At 66.1% G+C, this 19055-nt stretch carries 18 protein-coding genes and 1 tRNA gene; 16 read left to right on the top strand and 3 right to left on the bottom strand.

Annotated features, from left to right (window positions below; all coding sequences use genetic code 11):
* Positions 1–77 precede the first annotated feature (77 nt).
* The 6 genes from infB to PDM28_RS13045 all read left to right on the top strand — a co-directional run bounded on the left by infB (position 78) and on the right by PDM28_RS13045 (position 8189).
* Positions 78–2711: a translation initiation factor IF-2 gene (gene infB, locus PDM28_RS13070; protein ID WP_311182359.1), complete on the top strand. Its 2634-nt coding sequence runs from the start codon at positions 78–80 to the stop codon at positions 2709–2711.
* A gap of 89 nt (positions 2712–2800) precedes the next feature.
* Positions 2801–3211, top strand: coding sequence for a 30S ribosome-binding factor RbfA (gene rbfA / locus PDM28_RS13065; RefSeq protein ID WP_172448063.1), 411 nt, complete (start codon positions 2801–2803; stop codon positions 3209–3211).
* A gap of 46 nt (positions 3212–3257) precedes the next feature.
* Positions 3258–4166: a tRNA pseudouridine(55) synthase TruB gene (gene truB, locus PDM28_RS13060; RefSeq protein ID WP_311182358.1), complete on the top strand. Its 909-nt coding sequence runs from the start codon at positions 3258–3260 to the stop codon at positions 4164–4166.
* A gap of 164 nt (positions 4167–4330) precedes the next feature.
* Complete coding sequence (gene rpsO / locus PDM28_RS13055; RefSeq protein ID WP_102944545.1) at positions 4331–4591, top strand: 30S ribosomal protein S15; 261 nt, start codon at positions 4331–4333, stop codon at positions 4589–4591.
* Between the two features lie 150 nt (positions 4592–4741).
* On the top strand, positions 4742–6850 hold the full coding sequence (gene pnp, locus PDM28_RS13050; protein ID WP_311182357.1) for a polyribonucleotide nucleotidyltransferase: 2109 nt from the start codon (positions 4742–4744) through the stop codon (positions 6848–6850).
* Positions 6851–7016: 166 nt separating this feature from the next.
* Complete coding sequence (locus tag PDM28_RS13045; RefSeq protein ID WP_311182356.1) at positions 7017–8189, top strand: glycoside hydrolase family 18 protein; 1173 nt, start codon at positions 7017–7019, stop codon at positions 8187–8189.
* A gap of 57 nt (positions 8190–8246) precedes the next feature.
* Here PDM28_RS13045 and PDM28_RS13040 read toward each other — a convergent pair whose 3' ends face one another.
* Genes PDM28_RS13040 through PDM28_RS13030 form a run of 3 tightly spaced genes read right to left on the bottom strand, consistent with a single transcriptional unit; the run spans position 8247 to position 10379 of the window.
* Entirely contained in the window at positions 8247–9812 is a 1566-nt protein-coding gene (locus tag PDM28_RS13040) for a PepSY-associated TM helix domain-containing protein (RefSeq protein WP_311182354.1), read from the bottom strand.
* A 10-nt stretch (positions 9813–9822) separates the two neighbouring features.
* Positions 9823–10086 (bottom strand): hypothetical protein, encoded by a 264-nt coding sequence (locus PDM28_RS13035; RefSeq protein WP_102944549.1) that lies wholly within the window; start codon positions 10084–10086, stop codon positions 9823–9825.
* Positions 10086–10379, bottom strand: a complete 294-nt coding sequence (locus PDM28_RS13030) for a hypothetical protein (RefSeq protein WP_311182353.1) — start codon at positions 10377–10379, stop codon at positions 10086–10088. The genes PDM28_RS13035 and PDM28_RS13030 overlap by 1 nt, the downstream gene beginning before the upstream one ends.
* 378 nt (positions 10380–10757) lie before the next feature.
* Here PDM28_RS13030 and thrS point away from each other — a divergent pair, with 378 nt between their 5' ends.
* The 10 genes from thrS to PDM28_RS12980 all read left to right on the top strand — a co-directional run bounded on the left by thrS (position 10758) and on the right by PDM28_RS12980 (position 18962).
* Complete coding sequence (thrS, locus tag PDM28_RS13025; RefSeq protein WP_311182352.1) at positions 10758–12662, top strand: threonine--tRNA ligase; 1905 nt, start codon at positions 10758–10760, stop codon at positions 12660–12662.
* 48 nt (positions 12663–12710) lie between these two features.
* Complete coding sequence (gene infC / locus PDM28_RS13020; protein ID WP_172448083.1) at positions 12711–13250, top strand: translation initiation factor IF-3; 540 nt, start codon at positions 12711–12713, stop codon at positions 13248–13250.
* A 248-nt stretch (positions 13251–13498) separates the two neighbouring features.
* On the top strand, positions 13499–13696 hold the full coding sequence (gene rpmI / locus PDM28_RS13015) for a 50S ribosomal protein L35 (RefSeq protein WP_102944552.1): 198 nt from the start codon (positions 13499–13501) through the stop codon (positions 13694–13696).
* Positions 13697–13706: 10 nt separating this feature from the next.
* The gene (rplT, locus tag PDM28_RS13010; RefSeq protein WP_003484828.1) at positions 13707–14066 is read left to right on the top strand and encodes a 50S ribosomal protein L20; all 360 of its coding nucleotides are present in this window, start codon (positions 13707–13709) and stop codon (positions 14064–14066) included.
* Positions 14067–14219: 153 nt separating this feature from the next.
* Positions 14220–15215: a phenylalanine--tRNA ligase subunit alpha gene (gene pheS / locus PDM28_RS13005; RefSeq protein ID WP_102944553.1), complete on the top strand. Its 996-nt coding sequence runs from the start codon at positions 14220–14222 to the stop codon at positions 15213–15215.
* Between the two features lie 40 nt (positions 15216–15255).
* Positions 15256–17634, top strand: a complete 2379-nt coding sequence (pheT, locus tag PDM28_RS13000; protein ID WP_311182351.1) for a phenylalanine--tRNA ligase subunit beta — start codon at positions 15256–15258, stop codon at positions 17632–17634.
* Between the two features lie 26 nt (positions 17635–17660).
* On the top strand, positions 17661–17960 hold the full coding sequence (locus PDM28_RS12995; protein ID WP_005410432.1) for an integration host factor subunit alpha: 300 nt from the start codon (positions 17661–17663) through the stop codon (positions 17958–17960).
* Positions 17941–18297: a MerR family transcriptional regulator gene (locus PDM28_RS12990; protein WP_068853353.1), complete on the top strand. Its 357-nt coding sequence runs from the start codon at positions 17941–17943 to the stop codon at positions 18295–18297. The genes PDM28_RS12995 and PDM28_RS12990 overlap by 20 nt, the downstream gene beginning before the upstream one ends.
* A 67-nt stretch (positions 18298–18364) precedes the next feature.
* Positions 18365–18441: transfer RNA gene (locus tag PDM28_RS12985), tRNA-Pro, on the top strand.
* An 83-nt stretch (positions 18442–18524) separates the two neighbouring features.
* Entirely contained in the window at positions 18525–18962 is a 438-nt protein-coding gene (locus PDM28_RS12980; RefSeq protein WP_311182350.1) for an acetyltransferase, read from the top strand.
* The last annotated feature ends 93 nt before the right edge of the window (positions 18963–19055 follow it).

Genomic DNA, 19055 nt, shown 5'->3' with positions numbered 1-19055 from the left:
CCTGACCCGATCAGGGCTTAGACTCCGCGCTGCCTTCGCCCGTTTCGAAGGAGCGCCAACCAGATCATAGGATCCGAATGTCGCAGCAAACCACCATCCGCAAGCTTGCCGAACTGGTCAACACGCCGGTCGAAAAACTGCTTGTACAGCTTGCCGAAGCCGGCATGAAGTTCAGCGGTCCCGACCAGGTCGTGACCAGCACCGAGAAGGTGAAGCTCCTGGGCTTCCTTCGTCGTTCGCATGGCAAGGCCGAGCAGCCCGTCGAAAGCGCAGACGACGCTGCAAAGAAGATCACCCTGAACCGTCGCAAGTTGCAGGAAGTGACCGTCAGCGCCGGCCGCAGCAAGGCCACCGTCAACGTGGAAGTGCGCCAGAAGCGCACCTACACCAAGGACGCCAGTGGCAAGGCGATGACGCCGGATGAGGAGCGCGCCGACATCCTGCGCAAGCTGGAGGAATCCCGCCAGCGCAATCTGGACGAGCAGCGCTCGCTGGCCGAAAAGGACCGCGTGCGCGACGAAGAGATCGCACGCAAGCGCCAGGAAGAGCAGGACGCCAAGGACCGCGCCGAAGCCGAGCGCAAGGCTGCCGAAGCCGCTGCGGAAGCTGCGAAGAACGCACCGCCGGCACCGGTGGCTGCACCGCGCCCGGCCGTCAGCGAAGCGCCGGCACGTGCTGCCGCGCGTCCGTCGGCACCGGCTCCGGCCCGTACGGCCGGCCGTGCCGATGACCGCAATTCGAACAACAACCGCCCCGGCGCCAAGCGCGACGAAGACGGTGGCAACCGCTTCGCCGGCCAGATGCACCTGTCGGCCGCCGACCGTGCGCGCCGTGGCAACAACAGCAACACGCGTGGTCGTCCGGGTGGGCGCGCGCAGCCGGGTCGTCGCGACAGCAACCAGTCGCGCAGCGGCGGCGGTGCCCATGGTTTCGAACGTCCGGTCGCTCCGATCGTGCGTGATGTCACCATCGGCGACACCATCACCGTGGCCGACCTGGCCCAGAAGCTGGCCCTGAAGGGCGGCGACGTGGTCAAGGCGCTGTTCAAGATGGGCGTGATGGCCACCATCACCCAGACCATCGACCATGACACCGCGGCGCTGGTGACCGAAGAACTCGGCCACAACGTGACCCGTGCCAACACCAACGACGCCGAAGACGCGCTGCTGGCGTTGAACGAAGGCGAGCAGGGCGTAGCCGTTGCACGTCCGCCGGTGGTCACCATCATGGGCCACGTCGACCACGGCAAGACCTCGCTGCTGGACTACATCCGCCGCACCAAGGTCGCCACCGGCGAAGCCGGCGGCATCACCCAGCACATCGGTGCGTACCACGTTGAAACGCCGAAGGGCGTGATCAGCTTCCTGGATACCCCGGGCCACGCCGCGTTCACCTCGATGCGTGCCCGCGGTGCCAAGCTGACCGACATCGTGGTGCTGGTGGTGGCTGCCGACGACGGCGTCATGCCGCAGACCAAGGAAGCGATCCAGCACGCCCGTTCTGCCGGTGTGCCGCTGATCGTGGCGATCAACAAGATGGACAAGTCCGGCGCCGACCCGATGCGGGTCAAGAACGAGCTGCTCACCGAGCAGGTCGTGGCCGAAGACTTCGGTGGCGACATCCAGATGGTGGAGATCTCGGCCAAGGCGGGCACGGGCGTCGACAACCTGCTGGACGCCATCTCGATCCAGGCCGAACTGCTGGAACTGAAGGCCGTGGCCGAAGGCCGCGCCAGCGGCGTGGTCATCGAGTCCTCGCTGGACAAGGGCCGTGGCCCGATCGCCACCGTGCTGGTGCAGCAGGGTTCGCTGAAGAAGGGCGACTACCTGGTGTGCGGCATCCAGTACGGCCGCGTGCGCGCGCTGTTCGACGAAACCGGCAAGCAGCCGGACCACGCCGGTCCGTCGATTCCGGTGCAGGTGCTGGGCCTGTCCGGCGTGCCGGACGCAGGCGACGACTTCGTCGTGGTCGAGGACGAGCGCCTGGCCAAGGACGTCGCGCAGCAGCGCGAAACCAAGCGCCGTGAATCGCGCATGGTGCAGTCCGCCGGCAGCCGCATGGAAGACATCATGGCGACCCTGGGCAAGGGCAATGGCCAGCAGGTGCTGAACCTGGTGATCAAGGCCGACGTGCAGGGTTCGGTGCAGGCGCTGAGCCAGGCCCTGGTGGGCCTGTCCAACGACGACATCCGCATCAACGTGATCCACTCCGGCGTGGGCGGCATCACCGAGTCGGATGCCAACTCGGCCGTCGCCTCCAAGGCCACCGTCATCGGCTTCAACGTACGTGCGGACGCTTCGGCGCGTCGCATCATCGAATCCAATGGCGTGGACCTGCGTTACTTCTCGATCATCTATGACGTGATCGACCAGGTGAAGCAGGTGGCTTCCGGTCTGCTCGGCGTGGAAATCCGCGAAGAGATCATCGGTATCGCCCAGGTCCGCGACGTGTTCCGCAGCTCCAAGTTCGGTGCGGTGGCCGGTTGTATGGTCATCGAAGGCACGGTCAAGCGCAGCAAGCCGATCCGCGTCCTGCGCGACAGCGTGGTGGTGTTCGAAGGCGAGCTGGAATCGCTGCGTCGCTTCAAGGAGAACGTGGAAGAAGTCCGCAACGGTACCGAATGCGGTATCGGCGTGAAGGCTTACAACGACGTGAAGGCCGGCGACCAGATCGAATGCTTCGAGCGTATCGAAGTGCCGCGTACCCTGTAATACCCGCGCGGCCCGACCCCGGTCGGGCCGCGAACAGATACCGTAGGTCCGGCCGCTGGCCGGGCGCTCCACGAACCAAGAGACAACCTGTGCCCAAAACCTTCCATCGAACCGACCGTGTTTCCGCCCAGATCCGCCGTGAGCTGGGTACGCTCGTGCACAACGCGGTGCGTGAACACGGCCTGCCTTCGGTGAGTGTGTCCGACGTGGAAATCACGCGCGACATGGCGCACGCCAAGATCTTCGTCACCGCCCTCATGCCGGAACGTTCGGAAGAGGCGATGAAGGGGCTGAAGGAAATCGCCTGGGGGCTGCGCATGGAACTGGCCAAGGCCATGAAACTGCGCCACGTGCCGGAGCTGCACTTCCACTACGACGACTCGGTCGACCGTGGCGAGCGCATCGACAACCTGCTGCGTGACCTGCCCGATACGTTGGCGGCGGAAAAGAGCCGCGAAGCCGAAGACGGCGACGACGACAACGACACCGAAGCCAAGTGATCCAACCACGACAGCCCGAAAGGGCTGTTGTCACATTCGAACCACCATGACCCGAATCACCTTCCGTCGCCTCGACGGCATCCTGCTGCTCGACAAGCCCGCCGGCATGAGTTCCAACGCCGCGCTGCAGGTGGCACGCCGCCTGTTCCGTGCCGACAAGGGCGGCCACACCGGCAGCCTCGACCCGCTCGCCACCGGCCTGCTGCCGCTGTGCTTCGGCGAGGCCACCAAGATTGCCGGCCTGCTGCTGGGCTCGGCCAAGGCCTACGACGCCGAAGTGGTGCTGGGCCAGACCACCGATACCGACGATTCCGACGGCAGCGTGCTGCTGGAACGCCCCGTGCCTGCCATCAGCCGTGAGCAGCTCGAGGCCGCACTGGCGCCCCTGAAGGGCCGGATACGACAGCGCGCACCGATCTATTCCGCCCTCAAGCAAGGTGGCGAACCGCTGTACATGAAGGCGCGCCGGGGCGAGACCATCGAAGCGCCGGAGCGCGACGTGGAGGTCCACGCCATCGAGGTGCTGGACCAGCAGCCGACCCGCTTGTCGCTGCGGGTGACCTGCGGTTCAGGCACCTACATCCGCAGCCTGGCCCGCGACCTGGGCGAAACCCTGGGCTGCGGCGCCCACATCGCCGGCCTGCGCCGCCTGTGGGTGGACCCGTTCCGCGAGGCGCCCATGGTGACCCTGGACACGCTGCGCGAGCTGGCCGGGCAGGGCGACGAAACCGCCCTGGAAGCCCTGCTGCTGCCGCTGGCGGCCGGCCTGGCGGACTATCCGCGAGTCGACCTGGATGCTGAACAGGCGCCCCGGTTCTCGGTGGGCCAGCGCCTGCGCAACCCGGCCTGGGGCGCGGGAACGGTCGCCGTATACGGCCCAAACGGCCCGATCCTGGGGCTTGGCGAGGTCGACGAGACCGGCCGGCTGTCCCCGCAGCGCTGCTTCAACCTCTGACCCGGACCGGCCCGGCGCTTGTCCCGGGAGGCCGCGACCGTTACAATTTCGCGGCCTTTTCAGGCTTGCCCGCATCTGCGGGTTCATCATTTCGTTAACGGCGAGTCGCGCGGTACGTCAATGGGACGTTTCTGCGGGCCACGCATCTAAAAGAGAAGAAAGCAATGTCGATCGACACCCAGAAGGTCATTGAAGACAACAAGCGCAGCGCCGCCGACACCGGCTCCCCGGAAGTGCAGGTCGCCCTGCTGACCGCCCGCATCGAGCTGCTGACCGGCCACTTCAAGGCCCACAAGAAGGACCACCACAGCCGTCGTGGCCTGCTGCAGATGGTCAACCGCCGCCGCAGCCTGCTGGACTACCTGAAGAAGAAGGACGGCGCGCGTTACAAGGCCCTGATCGAAAAGCTCGGCCTGCGTCGCTAAGCAAGAATCCCGACCGCGGCGCAGGAATGCGCCGCGGTTTTGTTTTGGCAGTACCGAATACATCGCTTGGACCGGACTACCGGTCACCCGTCGGCGGCAAGGGTCGCCTGCGGTCCATTCGAAGACAGCATCATCCCAAGGACATCCCCCGTGGCAAAAATCACCAAAACCTTCCAGTACGGCAAGCACACCGTCACGCTTGAAACCGGCGAAATCGCCCGTCAGGCCGGTGGCGCCGTCATCGTCAAGTTCGACGACACCGTGCTGCTGGTCTCCGCCGTGGCTGCCAAGAGCGCGCGTGAGGGCCAGGACTTCTTCCCGCTGACCTGTGACTATCAGGAGAAGTTCTACGCCGGTGGCCGCATCCCGGGTGGCTTCTTCAAGCGCGAAGGCCGCGCGACCGAAAAAGAGACGCTGATTTCGCGCCTGATCGATCGCCCGATCCGTCCGCTGTTCCCGGAAGACTACAAGAACGAAGTTCAGATCATCGCCACGGTGATGTCGCTGAACCCGGACATCGACGGCGACATCCCGGCGCTGATCGGTGCTTCGGCCGCCCTGTCGCTGGCCGGCACCCCGTTCAAGGGCCCGATCGCCGCCGCCAAGGTCGGTTACAAGAACGGTGAGTACATCCTCAACCCGACCGTGACCGAACTGAAGGATTCGGAGCTGGAACTGGTCGTGGCCGGTACCGCCAACGCCGTGCTGATGGTCGAATCCGAAGCCGCGCTGCTGTCCGAAGACGTGATGCTGGGCGCCGTGACCTTCGGTCACCGCGAAATGCAGAAGGTCATCAACGCCATCAACGAGCTGACCGTGGAAGCCGGCACCAAGCCGTCGACCTGGGTTGCCCCGGCCAAGAACGACGCCCTGATCAGCGCCCTGCAGGAAGCCATCGGCCCGCGCCTGGGCGAAGCCTTCCAGGTGCGCGACAAGCTGCAGCGCCGTGACGCCATCTCGGCGATCAAGAAGGACGTGACCGAGTCGCTGGCCGGCCGCGTTGCCGCCGACGGCTGGAACCCGGCCGAACTGTCGAAGGAATTCGGCGAGCTGGAATACAGCACCATGCGTAACTCGGTGCTGGACACCAAGGTCCGCATCGACGGCCGTGCGCTGGACACCGTCCGCCCGATCGCCGTGAAGACCGGCATCCTGCCGCGCGTCCACGGTTCCTCGCTGTTCACCCGCGGTGAAACCCAGGCCATCGTCACCATCACCCTGGGCACCGCACGCGACGGCCAGGTGATCGACGCCGTCTCGGGCGAGTACAAGGACAACTTCCTGTTCCATTACAACTTCCCGCCGTACTCGGTCGGTGAGACCGGCCGCATGATGGGCCCGAAGCGTCGCGAAATCGGCCACGGCCGCCTCGCCAAGCGCGGCGTGCTGGCAGTGATGCCGTCGCTGGAAGCCTTCCCGTACACCATCCGCGTGGTCTCGGAAATCACCGAGTCGAACGGTTCCTCGTCGATGGCCTCGGTCTGCGGTTCCTCGCTGGCCCTGATGGACGCCGGCGTGCCGGTCAAGTCGCCGGTCGCCGGTATCGCCATGGGCCTGGTCAAGGAAGGCGATCGCTTCGTCGTCCTGTCCGACATCCTGGGTGACGAAGACCACCTGGGCGACATGGACTTCAAGGTGGCCGGTACCGCTGAGGGCATCTCCGCCCTGCAGATGGACATCAAGATCGAAGGCATCACCGAAGAGATCATGAAGCAGGCACTGCAGCAGGCCAAGGCTGGCCGTCTGCACATCCTGGGTGAAATGGCCCACGGCCTGACCGCCCCGCGCGAAGAGCTGTCGGACTACGCGCCGCGCCTGCTGACCATCAAGATCCACCCGGACAAGATCCGCGAAGTGATCGGCAAGGGTGGTTCCACCATCCAGGCCATCACCAAGGAAACCGGCACCCAGATCGACATCCAGGACGACGGCACCATCGTCATCGCTTCGGTCAACGCCATTGCCGCGCAGGCTGCCAAGGCCCGCATCGAGCAGATCACCTCGGACGTCGAGCCGGGTCGCATCTACGAAGGCAAGGTCGCCAAGATCATGGACTTCGGTGCGTTCGTGACCATCCTGCCGGGCAAGGACGGCCTGGTGCACGTCTCGCAGATCTCCAGCGAGCGCGTCGAGAAGGTCGGCGACAAGCTGAAGGAAGGCGACGTGGTCAAGGTCAAGGTGCTGGAAGTCGACAAGCAGGGCCGTATCCGCCTGTCGATGAAGGCCGTCGAAGAAGGCGAAGGCGCTTCGGCCGAATAATCGGCTGCCGCGTGTTCGGAAAAAAACGGGCTTCGGCCCGTTTTTTTTGTCCGCGCGGACCCCCGTAGGGCACCCACGCGTGTCCGTCGGACAGATTCGCAGGACATCCCGCCACACGCCCGCGCGGCTTGCTACCGTTGGCCTCATCCAGGTCCACGGAGTTGCCATGTCCCGTTTCATCGTCTCCCTGCTCGGCGCGGCCATCGTCGCCGCACTGCCGCTTTCGAGCCACGCCGCGCCCGCATCGAACGCCGTGATCGGCGCCTACTATCCGGGCGGTTCGGCCGAACGTTACCCGGTGGCCAGCATCCCGGCCGATACGCTCACCCATCTGTTCTACGCCTTCGCCCGCATCGAAGACGGTCGGTGCGTGGTGGACGCCGCCGCACCGGAACACTTCAAGGCGCTGGCCGAGCTCAAGCGCGCGCACCCGCAGCTGCACAGCATGATCTCCATCGGCGGCTGGAACGCCGGCGGTTTCTCCGATGCGGCGCTCACCCCGGAAAGCCGCGAGCGTTTCGTGCGCTCGTGCGTGGCGATGTTCTTCGAGCAGCATCGCGGCAGTTTCGACGGCGTGGATATCGACTGGGAGTTCCCGGTCTCCGGCGGCCCGTTGGAAATCACCGACCGTCCCGAAGACCGCCACAACATGACCCTGCTGGTGCAGGAGTTCCGCCGCCAGCTGGACGCGTTGGACGGCGGCAAGGGCCCGCACCGCCTGCTGACCGCCGCACTCCCGGCCGGCCGCGTGCAGACCGACGGGCCCTACGACCCGGCGCTGAGCTATGAGTTGAAGGCGCTGGGCGCGCAGCTCGATTTCATCAACCTGATGAGCTACGACATGGGTACCGGCTTCTCGAAGGTCTCCACCTTCAACGCGCCGCTGCGCGAAGTGCCGCAGGACCCGCTGGCGAAGGAACAGCGCCGCTGGAACAACGTGGAAGGCGCGGTGCAGTTCTACCGCGACCACGGCGTGCCGGCCGACAAGCTGGTGCTGGGCGTGCCGTTCTATGGGCGTGGTTTCAACGTGACCGGCGAAAGCGCCGACGGCTTGTACCAGCCCTATAGCGCACCGTTCGACGCAGGCGACTGGCGCCGCATCAAGGCCGAATTCCTCGGCAAGCCCGGCTGGCAGCGGCACTGGCACCCGGTCGCGCAGACCCCGTGGTTGTACAACCCGGCGCAGAAGGTGTTCATCAGTTACGAAGACCCGCAGTCGATCGGCATCCGCGCCGATTTCGCCAAGGAGCAGAAGCTGCGCGGTGTGTTGACCTGGGAGCTGACCGGTGACGACGACCAGGCCAGCCTGCTCAACGCAATGGTGGCTCCTTTCCGGTAGAGCCACGCCCTGCGTGGCTGCTTTTCGGCGGGAGGTTCAGCCACGCAAGGCGTGGCTCTACCGCGCGTGGGCCCACACGCTGTTCGGGTCGCCGTGCATCGCACGGCGTTGCGAGGCGCGTGCCATCGCGGCGAATCCAATCGCCATCGCCAGCGCCACACCATCCACCCAGAACAACGGCCAATAGCCGTGCGCGGCACTGGTCCACAGCCACAGCCCGCTCATTGCCCCGTGCACCACCGGGATCAATGCGGTGACCACCGCCGCCGCCCACAGCAGCTCCACAGCGGCCTTGGACGGCGCACGCAGCGCCGCCCACAGGGCGCAACCGCCCCAGACCAGGAAACAGGTCCAGCGCATGCCAGCGTCGGCATGCGCGGGTGCCAGGTGCTCCAGCAGCTGCACGCTCACGAACGCGGCCGACACCGCCACGCACAGCCCGATGCACACCCCCACCGTAGCCCGCGCCATGTTCACCTGCGCGCGGCCCTGCTCGACCTGGCGGCGCTTGCGGCGCGACTCGATCCACAGCAGGTTGCCAGAATAGAACAGGAACGCACCGCCCAGCCCGAGCACGAAGTACAGCCACGGCACCAGTCCGTTGCCGAACTCGCCGAAGTGCAGCGCATAGGCTGCCGCCAGCGTCGCATGGTTGGCGTCGCGCTGGCCCGGCAGCTGGGTGTGCAGCACCTCGCCGGTGTTGGCGTCCATCGCCACCGCGCCCAGCGGGCCCAGCGACACGCCACCGTCGCCGGTGATCTCGATCACCGCGTTGGCATCGCCGGCATTGGCCAGTTTCAGGTAGGCCGGCTCGAAGCGCTGCTGGCCCATCTCGTTGGCCACCGCGATCGAGCGCGCATGCAGCATCGCCAGGCTGCCGGCACGCACCGGCTCGTTGGCCGGCGCGCGGATCGGTGCGGTATCGGTCGCACCGGGAATCGCCGCCAGCAGCTTGCCGTCGTAGATCAGCGGGTTGAGCGCGGCCATCTGCAGGAACATCAGGCACAGCAGCGCACCGGTCACCGCGAACAGCAGGTGGAACGGCAGGCTCAGCACGCCGATCACGTTGTGCGCGTCCTGCCACATCTGTTTCAGGTTGCGGCCCGGCCGCAGCGCGAACAGGTCGCCGACCAGCTTGGGCAGGTGGATCACCAGACCGGACAGCAGCGCCAGCCCGTACAGCAGGCTGACCACGCCCATCAGGTAGATGCCCGCCACCGGCAGGCCCAGCGTGTAGTGGAGTTCATTGACCAGCTCGGCCAACCCGGCCTGCGGCGGGGTAGGGCTGCCGTCCACGTGGTCGGCCCAGGCGAACAGCCAGGTGCCCTTGGCGTCCTGCCAGTACGCGATGGACTGCGGCGTCTCCGCGCCCGGGAAGGTCATGCCGATGTGCTTGCGCGCGTCCGGATGCCTGGCCAGCACACCATCGAGCAGGCGCTGGGCGTCGTCCAGGGTCTGCGCCGGCTGGTCCATGCCCTGCGGCGACTGCCATAGCGGCAGGTCGTGGTGGAACACCGTGATCGCACCGGCATAGAACGCCACGAACAGCGCAAAGCCGGCCACCAGGCCGACCCAGGTGTGCAGCGTGGTGAAGGTGCGCAGGGTGAGCGAACTGAATTTCATCGAATAGACCTCACTGCACCCAATCGAAGTGGCGCAGCAGCCACAGCAGGCCGAAGCCGAACGCGGCGCTGGCACCGAGCCACAGCCACGCGCGCAGCCCGGTGCGGAACGCGAATGCCCACAGCGCGGCCAGCATCCACAACGGAATGAAGGCGACCATGCTGGGCACGATCACCGACTGCCACGGACCCGGCGGCAGCCAGGTGATCAGCCCGGCAGCCGCGGCCGCCACGAAGAAGCCGGCCAGCAGGCCGGCAAGCGCACGAGCCCACATCAGCGTCGCGCCTCCGCGTCGGGGCGCGTCCACGCCGCCAGGTAGGGCAGCACCAGCGCGGTCAGCATCCAGATCCCCAGCGTGACGCACAGGCCGGTGGCCAGGCCGAGCTGGCCCATCCAGAGCCACAGCGAGGTGGCTGCCGCGACCAGGCCGAGCTGGCGGCCCAGTCGCGCGGCACGACGCAGGCGCGGCCAGCGGCAGTGTGGCGAGGCTGCGTAGAAGGCCAGCGCAGAGAACGCCGAGGCGGTACCGGCCAGGAGGCAATAAAGGGTGGCAAGCGTGAAGGGCATGCGGAAGCCGAGTGCGAGGGGCGCGCATCCGTTGCGCTGCAAAGTGCGCATGGTAATCATTGCCGTTCGCAACCGGTAGTGCCGGCCGCCGGCCGGCTCCCCGCAATCCCGTCCTCCCCGGTAGCGCCGGCCGTTGGCCCGCATGAGCGCCGGACACACTCCATGGGCCGGCCAACGGCCGGCGCTACCGGGGGACCCTGCTTTGGTTTAAGATCGACCCCATCCATTTCTCCTGGTACCAAGGTGACCCGCGCCCAGCGCCGGCCCAGCGTGCGACATGAGCACTACCACCGCCCACTGCTGACGCTCCCGACGGCTCCTTGCCCAGGCGCCCTCGTGGCGCTTTTCTTTTATCCGAATCAAGCACGAAACCCAGCCATGATCGCGATCACGCTTCCCGACGGCAGCCGCCGTGAGTTCGAAAACCCTGTCAGTGTCATGGACGTCGCCCAGTCGATCGGCGCCGGCCTGGCCAAGGCCACCATCGCCGGTGCCGTCGACGGCACCCTGGTCGATGCCAGCGACGTGATCGACCACGACGCCAGCCTGCGCATCATCACCGCCAAGGACGAGGAGGGCGTGGAAATCATCCGCCACTCCTGCGCCCACCTGCTCGGCCATGCGGTCAAGCAGCTGTACCCGGACGTGAAGATGGTGATCGGCCCGGTCATCGCCGAAGGCTTCTACTACGACATCTTCTCCGAGCGCCCGTTCACCCCGGACGACATGGCCGCCATCGAAAAGCGCATGGCCGAGCTGATCGCGCAGGACTACGACGTGGTCAAGAAGCTGACCCCGCGTGCCGAGGTGGTGGAGATCTTCAAGAGCCGTGGCGAAGACTACAAACTGCGCCTGATCGAAGACATGTCGCCTGAGATCCAGGCCATGGGCATGTACTACCACCAGGAATACGTGGACATGTGCCGCGGCCCGCACGTGCCCAACACGCGCTTCCTGAAGGCCTTCAAGCTGACCCGCATCTCCGGCGCCTACTGGCGCGGCGACGCGCAGAACGAGCAGCTGCAGCGCGTCTACGGCACCGCCTGGGCCGACAAGAAGCAGCTCGAGGCGTATATCAAGCGCGTCGAAGAAGCCGAAATGCGCGACCACCGCCGCATCGGCAAGCAGCAGGACCTGTTCCACCTGCAGGAAGAGGCTCCCGGCCTGGTGTTCTGGCACCCCAAGGGCTGGGCGCTGTGGCAGGTGGTCGAGCAGTACATGCGCAAGGTCTACCAGAAGAGCGGCTACGGCGAAGTGCGCTGCCCGCAGATCCTGGACGTGAGCCTGTGGAAGAAGTCCGGCCACTGGGACAACTACCAGGACAACATGTTCTTCACCGAGTCGGAGAAGCGCACCTACGCGGTCAAGCCGATGAACTGCCCGGGCCACGTGCAGGTGTTCAACCAGGGCCTGCACAGCTACCGCGACCTGCCGATCCGCTACGGTGAGTTCGGTTCCTGCCACCGCAACGAGCCCTCGGGCGCGCTGCACGGCATCCTGCGCGTGCGCGGCTTCACCCAGGACGACGGCCACGTGTTCTGCACCGAGGCGCAGATCGAATCGGAAGTGACCGCCTTCCACCAGCAGGCGCTGGCGGTGTACCAGCACTTCGGCTTCGAGGAAATCCAGATCAAGATCGCGCTGCGCCCCGAATCGCGCCTGGGCGACGACGCCACCTGGGACAAGGCCGAAACCGCGCTGCGCTCGGCGCTGTCCAGCTGCGGCGTGGAGTGGCAGGAGCTGCCGGGCGAGGGCGCCTTCTACGGCCCGAAGATCGAGTACCACCTGAAGGACGCCATCGGCCGCACCTGGCAGCTGGGCACCATGCAGGTCGACTTCATGATGCCCGGCCGCCTCGGCGCCGAGTACGTGGACGAAGCCAGCCAGAAGAAGCACCCGGTCATGCTGCACCGGGCCATCGTGGGCTCCATGGAGCGCTTCCTGGGCATCCTGATCGAGCACCATGCCGGCCACTTCCCGGCCTGGCTGGCCCCGGTCCAGGCGGTGGTGGCCAATATCACCGACGCCCAGGCTGAATACGTTGAAGGGGTCAGGAAAACCCTTGCAGATCAAGGCCTCCGGGTAACGGCCGATTTGCGCAACGAGAAGATCGGTTATAAGATTCGCGAGCATACGCTGCAGCGGGTCCCGTATCTGCTGGTGGTGGGCGACCGTGAGAAGGAAAATGGCGCCGTAGCCGTGCGTACGCGCTCGGGCGAGGATCTGGGCAGCATGTCCGTCCAGGCCTTCATCGAGCGGTTGCAGGCAGAACAGTACGTGTAAGACAGTCCCGGCCCCGCGGATGATCCGTCATGGGCCGGTTTGATTCCTCTGGGAGATTGCAATATCAGTACCCCTGACAACAAACAGAACCGCAAGAATCAGGAAATCCGGGTGCCGCGCGTACGCGTGATCGGCAGCGACGGTGAAATGATTGGCGTGTTGTCGCGCGACGAAGCGCTGTCGATGGCCGAAGACGAAGGCCTGGACCTGGTCGAGATCCAGCCGCAGGCCGATCCGCCGGTCTGCAAGATCATGGACTTCGGCAAGTTCAAGTTCGAAGCGCAGAAAAAGGCCAATGAGGCCAAGAAGAAGACCAAGCAGGTCGAAATCAAGGAAGTGAAGTTCCGCCCGGTCACCGACGAAGGCGACTACCAGATCAAGCTGCGCAAGATGCGCGGGTTCCTGGAAGACGGTGACAAGATCAAGGTGAACATCCGCTTCCGTGGCCGTGAAATGAGCCATCAGGAACTGGGTCGCGAAATGGCCAACCGGATCGAAGCCGATCTGGGCGAGGACATCGTGATCGAGTCCCGTCCGCGCCTGGAAGGCCGGCAGATGGTCATGATGATCGCGCCGAAAAAGAAATAACCTGCGGACGTAGAGCCGGGCTCTGCCCGGCTGCCGTTCAGGCAAAACGACCGATTTACCCCCGCCCAATCAACCATTTGCAACCGGCTCCGGTCGCTGGCATAATGGGCGGCCCCGTATTGCGGGGTGAAGGACCCGCCCGGTTCCCAGAGGGGAATCCGGGCTTAAAAGCAGGCAAGGGCACGGACGGAAAGTGTGGCATCGCCACCGCCCTGGTCAGTAAAAAAAACATCATCAAGGACATTGCAATGCCCAAGATCAAGACCAACCGGGCGGCGGCCAAGCGTTTCCGCAAGACCGCCTCCGGCAAGTTCAAGGCTGGCCACGCCAACCGCAGCCACATCCTCACCAAGAAGTCGACCAAGCGGAAGCGCAATCTGCGTCAGACGAACCATGTTCGTGCAGAAGACGCAGGCCGTTTGACTCGTATGCTTCCCTACCTCTGAGGACTGAACCATGGCTCGAGTAAAGCGTGGTGTACAGGCGCGTCGCCGCCACAAGAAAATCCTGACCCTTGCCAAGGGTTACTACAACGCACGCCGCAAGGTCTTCCGCGTTGCCAAGCAGGCCGTCATCAAGGCACAGCAGTACGCCTACATCGGTCGTAAGCAGAAGAAGCGTAATTTCCGCTCGCTGTGGATCACCCGCATCAACGCGGCTGCCCGCATCAACGGTCTGAGCTACAGCCGTTTCATGAACGGCCTGCTGAAGGCAGGTATCACCCTGGACCGTAAGGTCCTGGCCGATATCGCCGTGCACGACGCAGCCGGTTTTGCTGCACTGGCCGAAAAGGCCAAGGGCGCGCTGGCGGCATAAGTCCATTCCCCGCCGTTGCCGTGCAAACGCAACGGCTGCGGGTAAGGCAATGCATGGGGAAGGGCGCAAGTCCTTCCCCATTCTTTTTTGTGCCGCCGGGAGTCGGCCCGGCGCGCATCGCGAAGGCAGACCGACGCGAGGTCCTGGCTATCCATGAGTGACATCCAATCCCTGACCACCCAGGCGCTGGCCGACGTGGCCGCCGCACAGAGCCCCGATGCGCTTGAAGCGCTGCGCGTGGCCCTGCTCGGCAAGAGCGGCAGCATCACCGCCCAGCTCAAGCAGCTCGGTGCGCTGCCTGCCGACGCGCGCAAGGCCGCCGGCGAAGCCATCAACCAGGCGCGCGACGCGCTGACCACCGCGTTGGGCGAGCGCAAGGCCGTGCTGGAAGACGCTGCGCTCGACGCGCGCCTGGCCGCCGAAGCGATCGACATCACCCTGCCGGGCCGTGCCGCCGAGCGCGGTGGCCTGCACCCGGTGACCCGTACCCTGGAACGCATCACCGAGATCTTCGGCCGCCTCGGCTACGAGCTGTCCGAGGGCCCGGAAATCGAAGACGACTGGCACAACTTCGAAGCGCTGAATTTCCCGCCGCACCACCCGGCGCGCGCGATGCACGACACCTTCTATTTCGGCGACGGCCGCCTGCTGCGCACGCATACCTCCGGTGTGCAGGTGCGCTACATGGGCGACCACGCGCCGCCGCTGCGCATGATCGCCGCCGGCAAGGTCTATCGCAGCGACAGCGACCAGACCCATTCGCCGATGTTCCACCAGGTGGAAGGCCTGCTGGTGGACGAACATTCGACCTTCGCCGACCTCAAGGGCACCTTGTCCGAGTTCGTGCGCGCGTTCTTCGAGCGCGACTTCGAAATGCGCTTCCGCCCCAGCTACTTCCCGTTCGTGGAACCCGGCGCGGAAGTTGACATCGCCTGGCAGCAGCCCGACGGCAGCACCCGCTGGCTGGAAGTGCTTGGCTGCGGCATGGTGCACCCGAACGTGCTGCGCAACGTCGGCATCGATCCGGAACGCTACACCGGCTTCGCCTTCGGCCTGGGCGTGGAGCGTTTCGCCATGCTGCGTTACGGCGTGAACGACCTGCGCGCGTTCTTCGAAAACGACGTGCGGTTCCTCAAGCAATTCGCGTAATCACGGCCTGGCGCTTGCGCCGGCCCACCAGGGTGACACCATGAAATTCTCTGAAAACTGGCTGCGCAGCCACGTTCCCACCACCGCCTCGCGCGCCGAGCTGAGCGCGGTGCTGACCGCGATCGGGCTGGAAGTGGAAGAGGTCACCGACCTCGGTGCGAACCTCGACCACGTGGTGGTCGCGCGCATCATCTCCGCCGAGCGCCACCCCGAAGCCGACCGCCTGCAGATCTGCCAGGTCGACGCCGGGCAGGGCGAGCACCTGCAGATCGTGTGCGGCGCGCCCAACGCGCGCGCCGGGCTGGTTGCGCCACTGGCGATGGTCGGTGCGAAGTTTGGTGACATGACCATCAAGGCCGCCAAGCTGCGTGGCGTGGATTCCAACGGCATGCTGTGCTCGGCCAAGGAACTGGGCCTGGACAGCGATGCTTCCGGCCTGTTCGAACTGCCTGACGACGCCCCGGTTGGCCAGACCCTGGTCGAATACCTCGGCCTGCCCGACGCCAGCGTCGAGATCAAGCTGACCCCCAACCGCGCCGACTGCTTCAGCGTGCGCGGCATCGCCTTCGACGTGGCCGCCGCGTGCGCCAGCGAAGTGGTGCCGTTCAACGCCGCCCCGGTGGCCGCCGTCGGCAATCGTGAACTGGATATCGCGCTCAACGCCGGTGCCGAAGCGCCGCGTTACCTGGGCCGCGTCATCGAGGGCGTGAACCCGCGCGCCGCCACCCCGCTGTGGATGGCCGAGCGCCTGCGCCGCAGCGGCGTGCGCCCGGTGTCGCTGCTGGTCGACATCACCCAGTACGTGATGCTCGAACTGGGCCAGCCGATGCACGCCTATGACCTGGGCACCCTGCAGGGCAGCATCGGCGTGCGCCGCTCGCGCGCCGGCGAAACCCTGAAGCTGCTGGACGGCCGCGACGCCGCGCTGGACGACAGCTTCCTGGTGGTCACCGACGCCGACCGTCCGGTCGGCCTGGCCGGCCTGATGGGCGGCTTCGACACCCGCGTCACCGACGACACCACCGCCGTGTTCCTGGAAGCCGCGCACTTCGCCCCGGCTGCCATCATGGGCCGCGGCCGCAAGCTGGGCCTGCACACCGACGCCGGCCACCGCTTCGAGCGTGGCGTCGACCCGGCGCTGCCGCGCACCGCCATCGAATACGCTACCCGCCTGGTCCTGGACCTGGCCGGCGGCACCCCGGCCCCGGTCACCGAGGCCGTGCGCCAGGACGACCTGCCGGCCACCGCGACCATCGGCCTGCGCCGCGCGCGCATCGCCCGGGTGCTGGGCATCCAGATCGCCGACGCCGACGTGGAGCGCATCCTGCGCGCGCTGGGCATGGACGTGGCCGCCGCCGCCGACGGCTGGCAGGTCACCGCGCCCAGCCGCCGCTTCGACATCGCCATTGAAGAAGACCTCATCGAAGAGCTGGCCCGCATCCACGGCTACGAGCGCATTCCGACCACCCTGCCAGGTGGCGCGGCGCGCATCGCCATGCCCAGCGAAACCCGGCTGGACGATCTGAGCACCCGTCGCCAGCTGGTCGCCCGCGACCTGCAGGAAACCATCAATTACGCCTTCGTCGACGCCGGCCTGCTGGCCAGCTGGCAGCTGCAGGACAACGTGGTGGCCCTGGCCAACCCGCTGTCGGCCGAGCTGGCGGTGATGCGCCCGGCGCTGCTGCCGGGCCTGGTCGCCACCCTGGGCCGCAACGCTGCGCGCCAGCAGCCCACCGTGCGCCTGTTCGAACTGGGCCGCGTGTTCCACCCGCAGGCCGGGCAGGGCGCCGCCCCGCTGGAAACCCAGCGCGTGGCCGTGGCCGTGTGCGGCGACGCCACCCCGGAACAGTGGGGCCTGGCCACCCGCAAGGTCGACTTCCATGACCTCAAGGGCGACCTGGAATCGCTGGCCGCCGCCTCCGGCGCCGTGCTCAGCTTCGTGCCCTCGACCCGCCCGTACGGCCACCCGGCCCGCTCGGCCGAGGTGCTGCGTGACGGGGTCAGCCTGGGCTGGATCGGCCAGATCCACCCGCGCCTGGCCAAGGCCATGGACATCGACGCCGACGTGTTCGGCTTCGAGCTGGACCTGGCCGCCCTGGCCGCCCGCGCCCTGCCGCGCGCCAGCGACCTGTCCCGGTTCCCCTCGGTCCGCCGCGATCTGGCCTTCCTGGTCCCGGAGGCTGCGGCCTGGGCCGACCTGGAAGCCACCCTGCGCCGGGCGGCCGGCCCGCTGCAGCAGCAGGTGACCCTGTTCGACCGTTACGTCGGGCAGGGGGTAGAGCCGGGCTTCAAGAGTCTCGCTATGGGCTTGATTTTGCAGGACAAGTCGCGCACTCTGACGGACCGCGACGTGGATGCGGTGGTCACCGAGGCGGTGGCCGCGATGGAGCGTGAACACCACGCCCGGATCCGCGGTTGAGCGGGCAGCATGGGGGGTAGCAGGCAATGGCATTGACCAAGGCGGAGATGGCCGAAAAGCTGTTCGACGAAGTCGGTCTGAACAAGCGCGAGGCCAAGGAATTTGTCGACGCGTTCTTCGATGTGCTGCGTGAAGCATTGGAACAGGGACGGCAGGTGAAGCTTTCCGGCTTCGGCAATTTCGACCTGCGGCGCAAGAACCAGCGCCCGGGCCGCAATCCGAAAACCGGTGAAGAGATTCCGATTTCCGCCCGTACGGTGGTCACCTTCCGTCCGGGCCAGAAGCTCAAGGAAAGGGTAGAGGCATATGCTGGATCCGGGCAGTAACCGCGAACTCCCGCCGATACCGGCCAAGCGCTACTTCACCATTGGTGAAGTCAGCGAGCTGTGCGACGTAAAGCCGCACGTGCTGCGCTACTGGGAAACCGAATTTCCCAGCCTGGAGCCGGCCAAGCGCCGTGGCAACCGTCGCTACTACCAGCGCCACGACGTGCTCATGGTGCGCCAGATCCGCGGCCTGCTCTACGAGCAGGGCTACACCATCGGCGGTGCCCGCCTGCGCCTGGAAGGTGCCGGCGCACGCGACGAATCGGCACTGAGCAACCAGATCATCAAACAGACGCGGATGGAACTGGAAGAAGTGCTTCAGCTGCTGCGCCGCTGAACCTTTTTCAAGCCAAACCGGTTATACTCGTCGGCCCGCTGCAAGGCGGGAACAACACCAGCAACATCGGGGCGTAGCGCAGCCTGGTAGCGCATCTGCCTGGGGGGCAGAGGGTCGTCGGTTCAAATCCGGCCGTCCCGACCATTGTTGGTGACACGATCAAGGGTTCGCACATCGGTGCGGGCCCTTTTTTGTTTCAGCACGACCAGATTCTGCAGAGGGCAACCATGACCACCATTCGACCTTCCCGACCCGACGAGGGCGCACGTGTCATCGAGATCTGGCGTGCCGCCGTTGATGCGACCCATGACTTCCTGACGCCCGAAGATCGTCAGGCCATCGACGCCATGGTGTGTGGGTTCCTGCCCAATGCACCGCTGTGGATCGCAGCGGATGACAGCGACTATCCAGTAGCGTTCATGCTGCTCGATGAAGGCCACATGGAGGCGCTGTTCGTAGATCCAGCCCATCGCGGAACCGGCGTAGGAGCAGCGCTGGTGCGCCATGCAATCGCGCTGCATCCGACACTGACGACTGACGTAAACGAGCAGAACGCACAGGCAGTGGGATTCTACGAGCGGATGGGATTTCGGAGGACCGGGCGCTCCGAAGTAGACGGGCAGGGTAGGCCGTACCCGCTGATCCACCTGAAGTATTTGGACTGATTCGAGAGCCTCCGGTTCGAATGTCGGCTGCACGCCACAATCCATAGTTGTAACGATGCGCACTGTTTTGACCTTCATGCAGTAGTAGGGTGG

This window comes from Stenotrophomonas aracearum, from assembly GCF_031834615.1.
Taxonomy (GTDB): Bacteria; Pseudomonadota; Gammaproteobacteria; order Xanthomonadales; family Xanthomonadaceae; genus Stenotrophomonas; species Stenotrophomonas aracearum.
This window is presented reverse-complemented; position numbering and strand designations above follow the sequence as displayed.

What these genes read in the sequence shown, in the direction of transcription:
- infB (WP_311182359.1), top strand. Translation starts at nt 78, where the DNA reads ATGTCGCAGCAAACCACCATCCGCAAGCTTGCCGAACTGGTCAACACG.
- truB (WP_311182358.1), top strand. Translation starts at nt 3,258, where the DNA reads ATGACCCGAATCACCTTCCGTCGCCTCGACGGCATCCTGCTGCTCGAC.
- rpsO (WP_102944545.1), top strand. Translation starts at nt 4,331, where the DNA reads ATGTCGATCGACACCCAGAAGGTCATTGAAGACAACAAGCGCAGCGCC.
- PDM28_RS13045 (WP_311182356.1), top strand. Translation starts at nt 7,017, where the DNA reads ATGTCCCGTTTCATCGTCTCCCTGCTCGGCGCGGCCATCGTCGCCGCA.
- PDM28_RS13040 (WP_311182354.1), bottom strand. Translation starts at nt 9,812, where the DNA reads ATGAAATTCAGTTCGCTCACCCTGCGCACCTTCACCACGCTGCACACC.
- PDM28_RS13035 (WP_102944549.1), bottom strand. Translation starts at nt 10,086, where the DNA reads ATGTGGGCTCGTGCGCTTGCCGGCCTGCTGGCCGGCTTCTTCGTGGCG.
- PDM28_RS13030 (WP_311182353.1), bottom strand. Translation starts at nt 10,379, where the DNA reads ATGCCCTTCACGCTTGCCACCCTTTATTGCCTCCTGGCCGGTACCGCC.
- thrS (WP_311182352.1), top strand. Translation starts at nt 10,758, where the DNA reads ATGATCGCGATCACGCTTCCCGACGGCAGCCGCCGTGAGTTCGAAAAC.
- rpmI (WP_102944552.1), top strand. Translation starts at nt 13,499, where the DNA reads ATGCCCAAGATCAAGACCAACCGGGCGGCGGCCAAGCGTTTCCGCAAG.
- rplT (WP_003484828.1), top strand. Translation starts at nt 13,707, where the DNA reads ATGGCTCGAGTAAAGCGTGGTGTACAGGCGCGTCGCCGCCACAAGAAA.
- pheS (WP_102944553.1), top strand. Translation starts at nt 14,220, where the DNA reads ATGAGTGACATCCAATCCCTGACCACCCAGGCGCTGGCCGACGTGGCC.
- pheT (WP_311182351.1), top strand. Translation starts at nt 15,256, where the DNA reads ATGAAATTCTCTGAAAACTGGCTGCGCAGCCACGTTCCCACCACCGCC.
- PDM28_RS12995 (WP_005410432.1), top strand. Translation starts at nt 17,661, where the DNA reads ATGGCATTGACCAAGGCGGAGATGGCCGAAAAGCTGTTCGACGAAGTC.
- PDM28_RS12990 (WP_068853353.1), top strand. Translation starts at nt 17,941, where the DNA reads ATGCTGGATCCGGGCAGTAACCGCGAACTCCCGCCGATACCGGCCAAG.
- PDM28_RS12980 (WP_311182350.1), top strand. Translation starts at nt 18,525, where the DNA reads ATGACCACCATTCGACCTTCCCGACCCGACGAGGGCGCACGTGTCATC.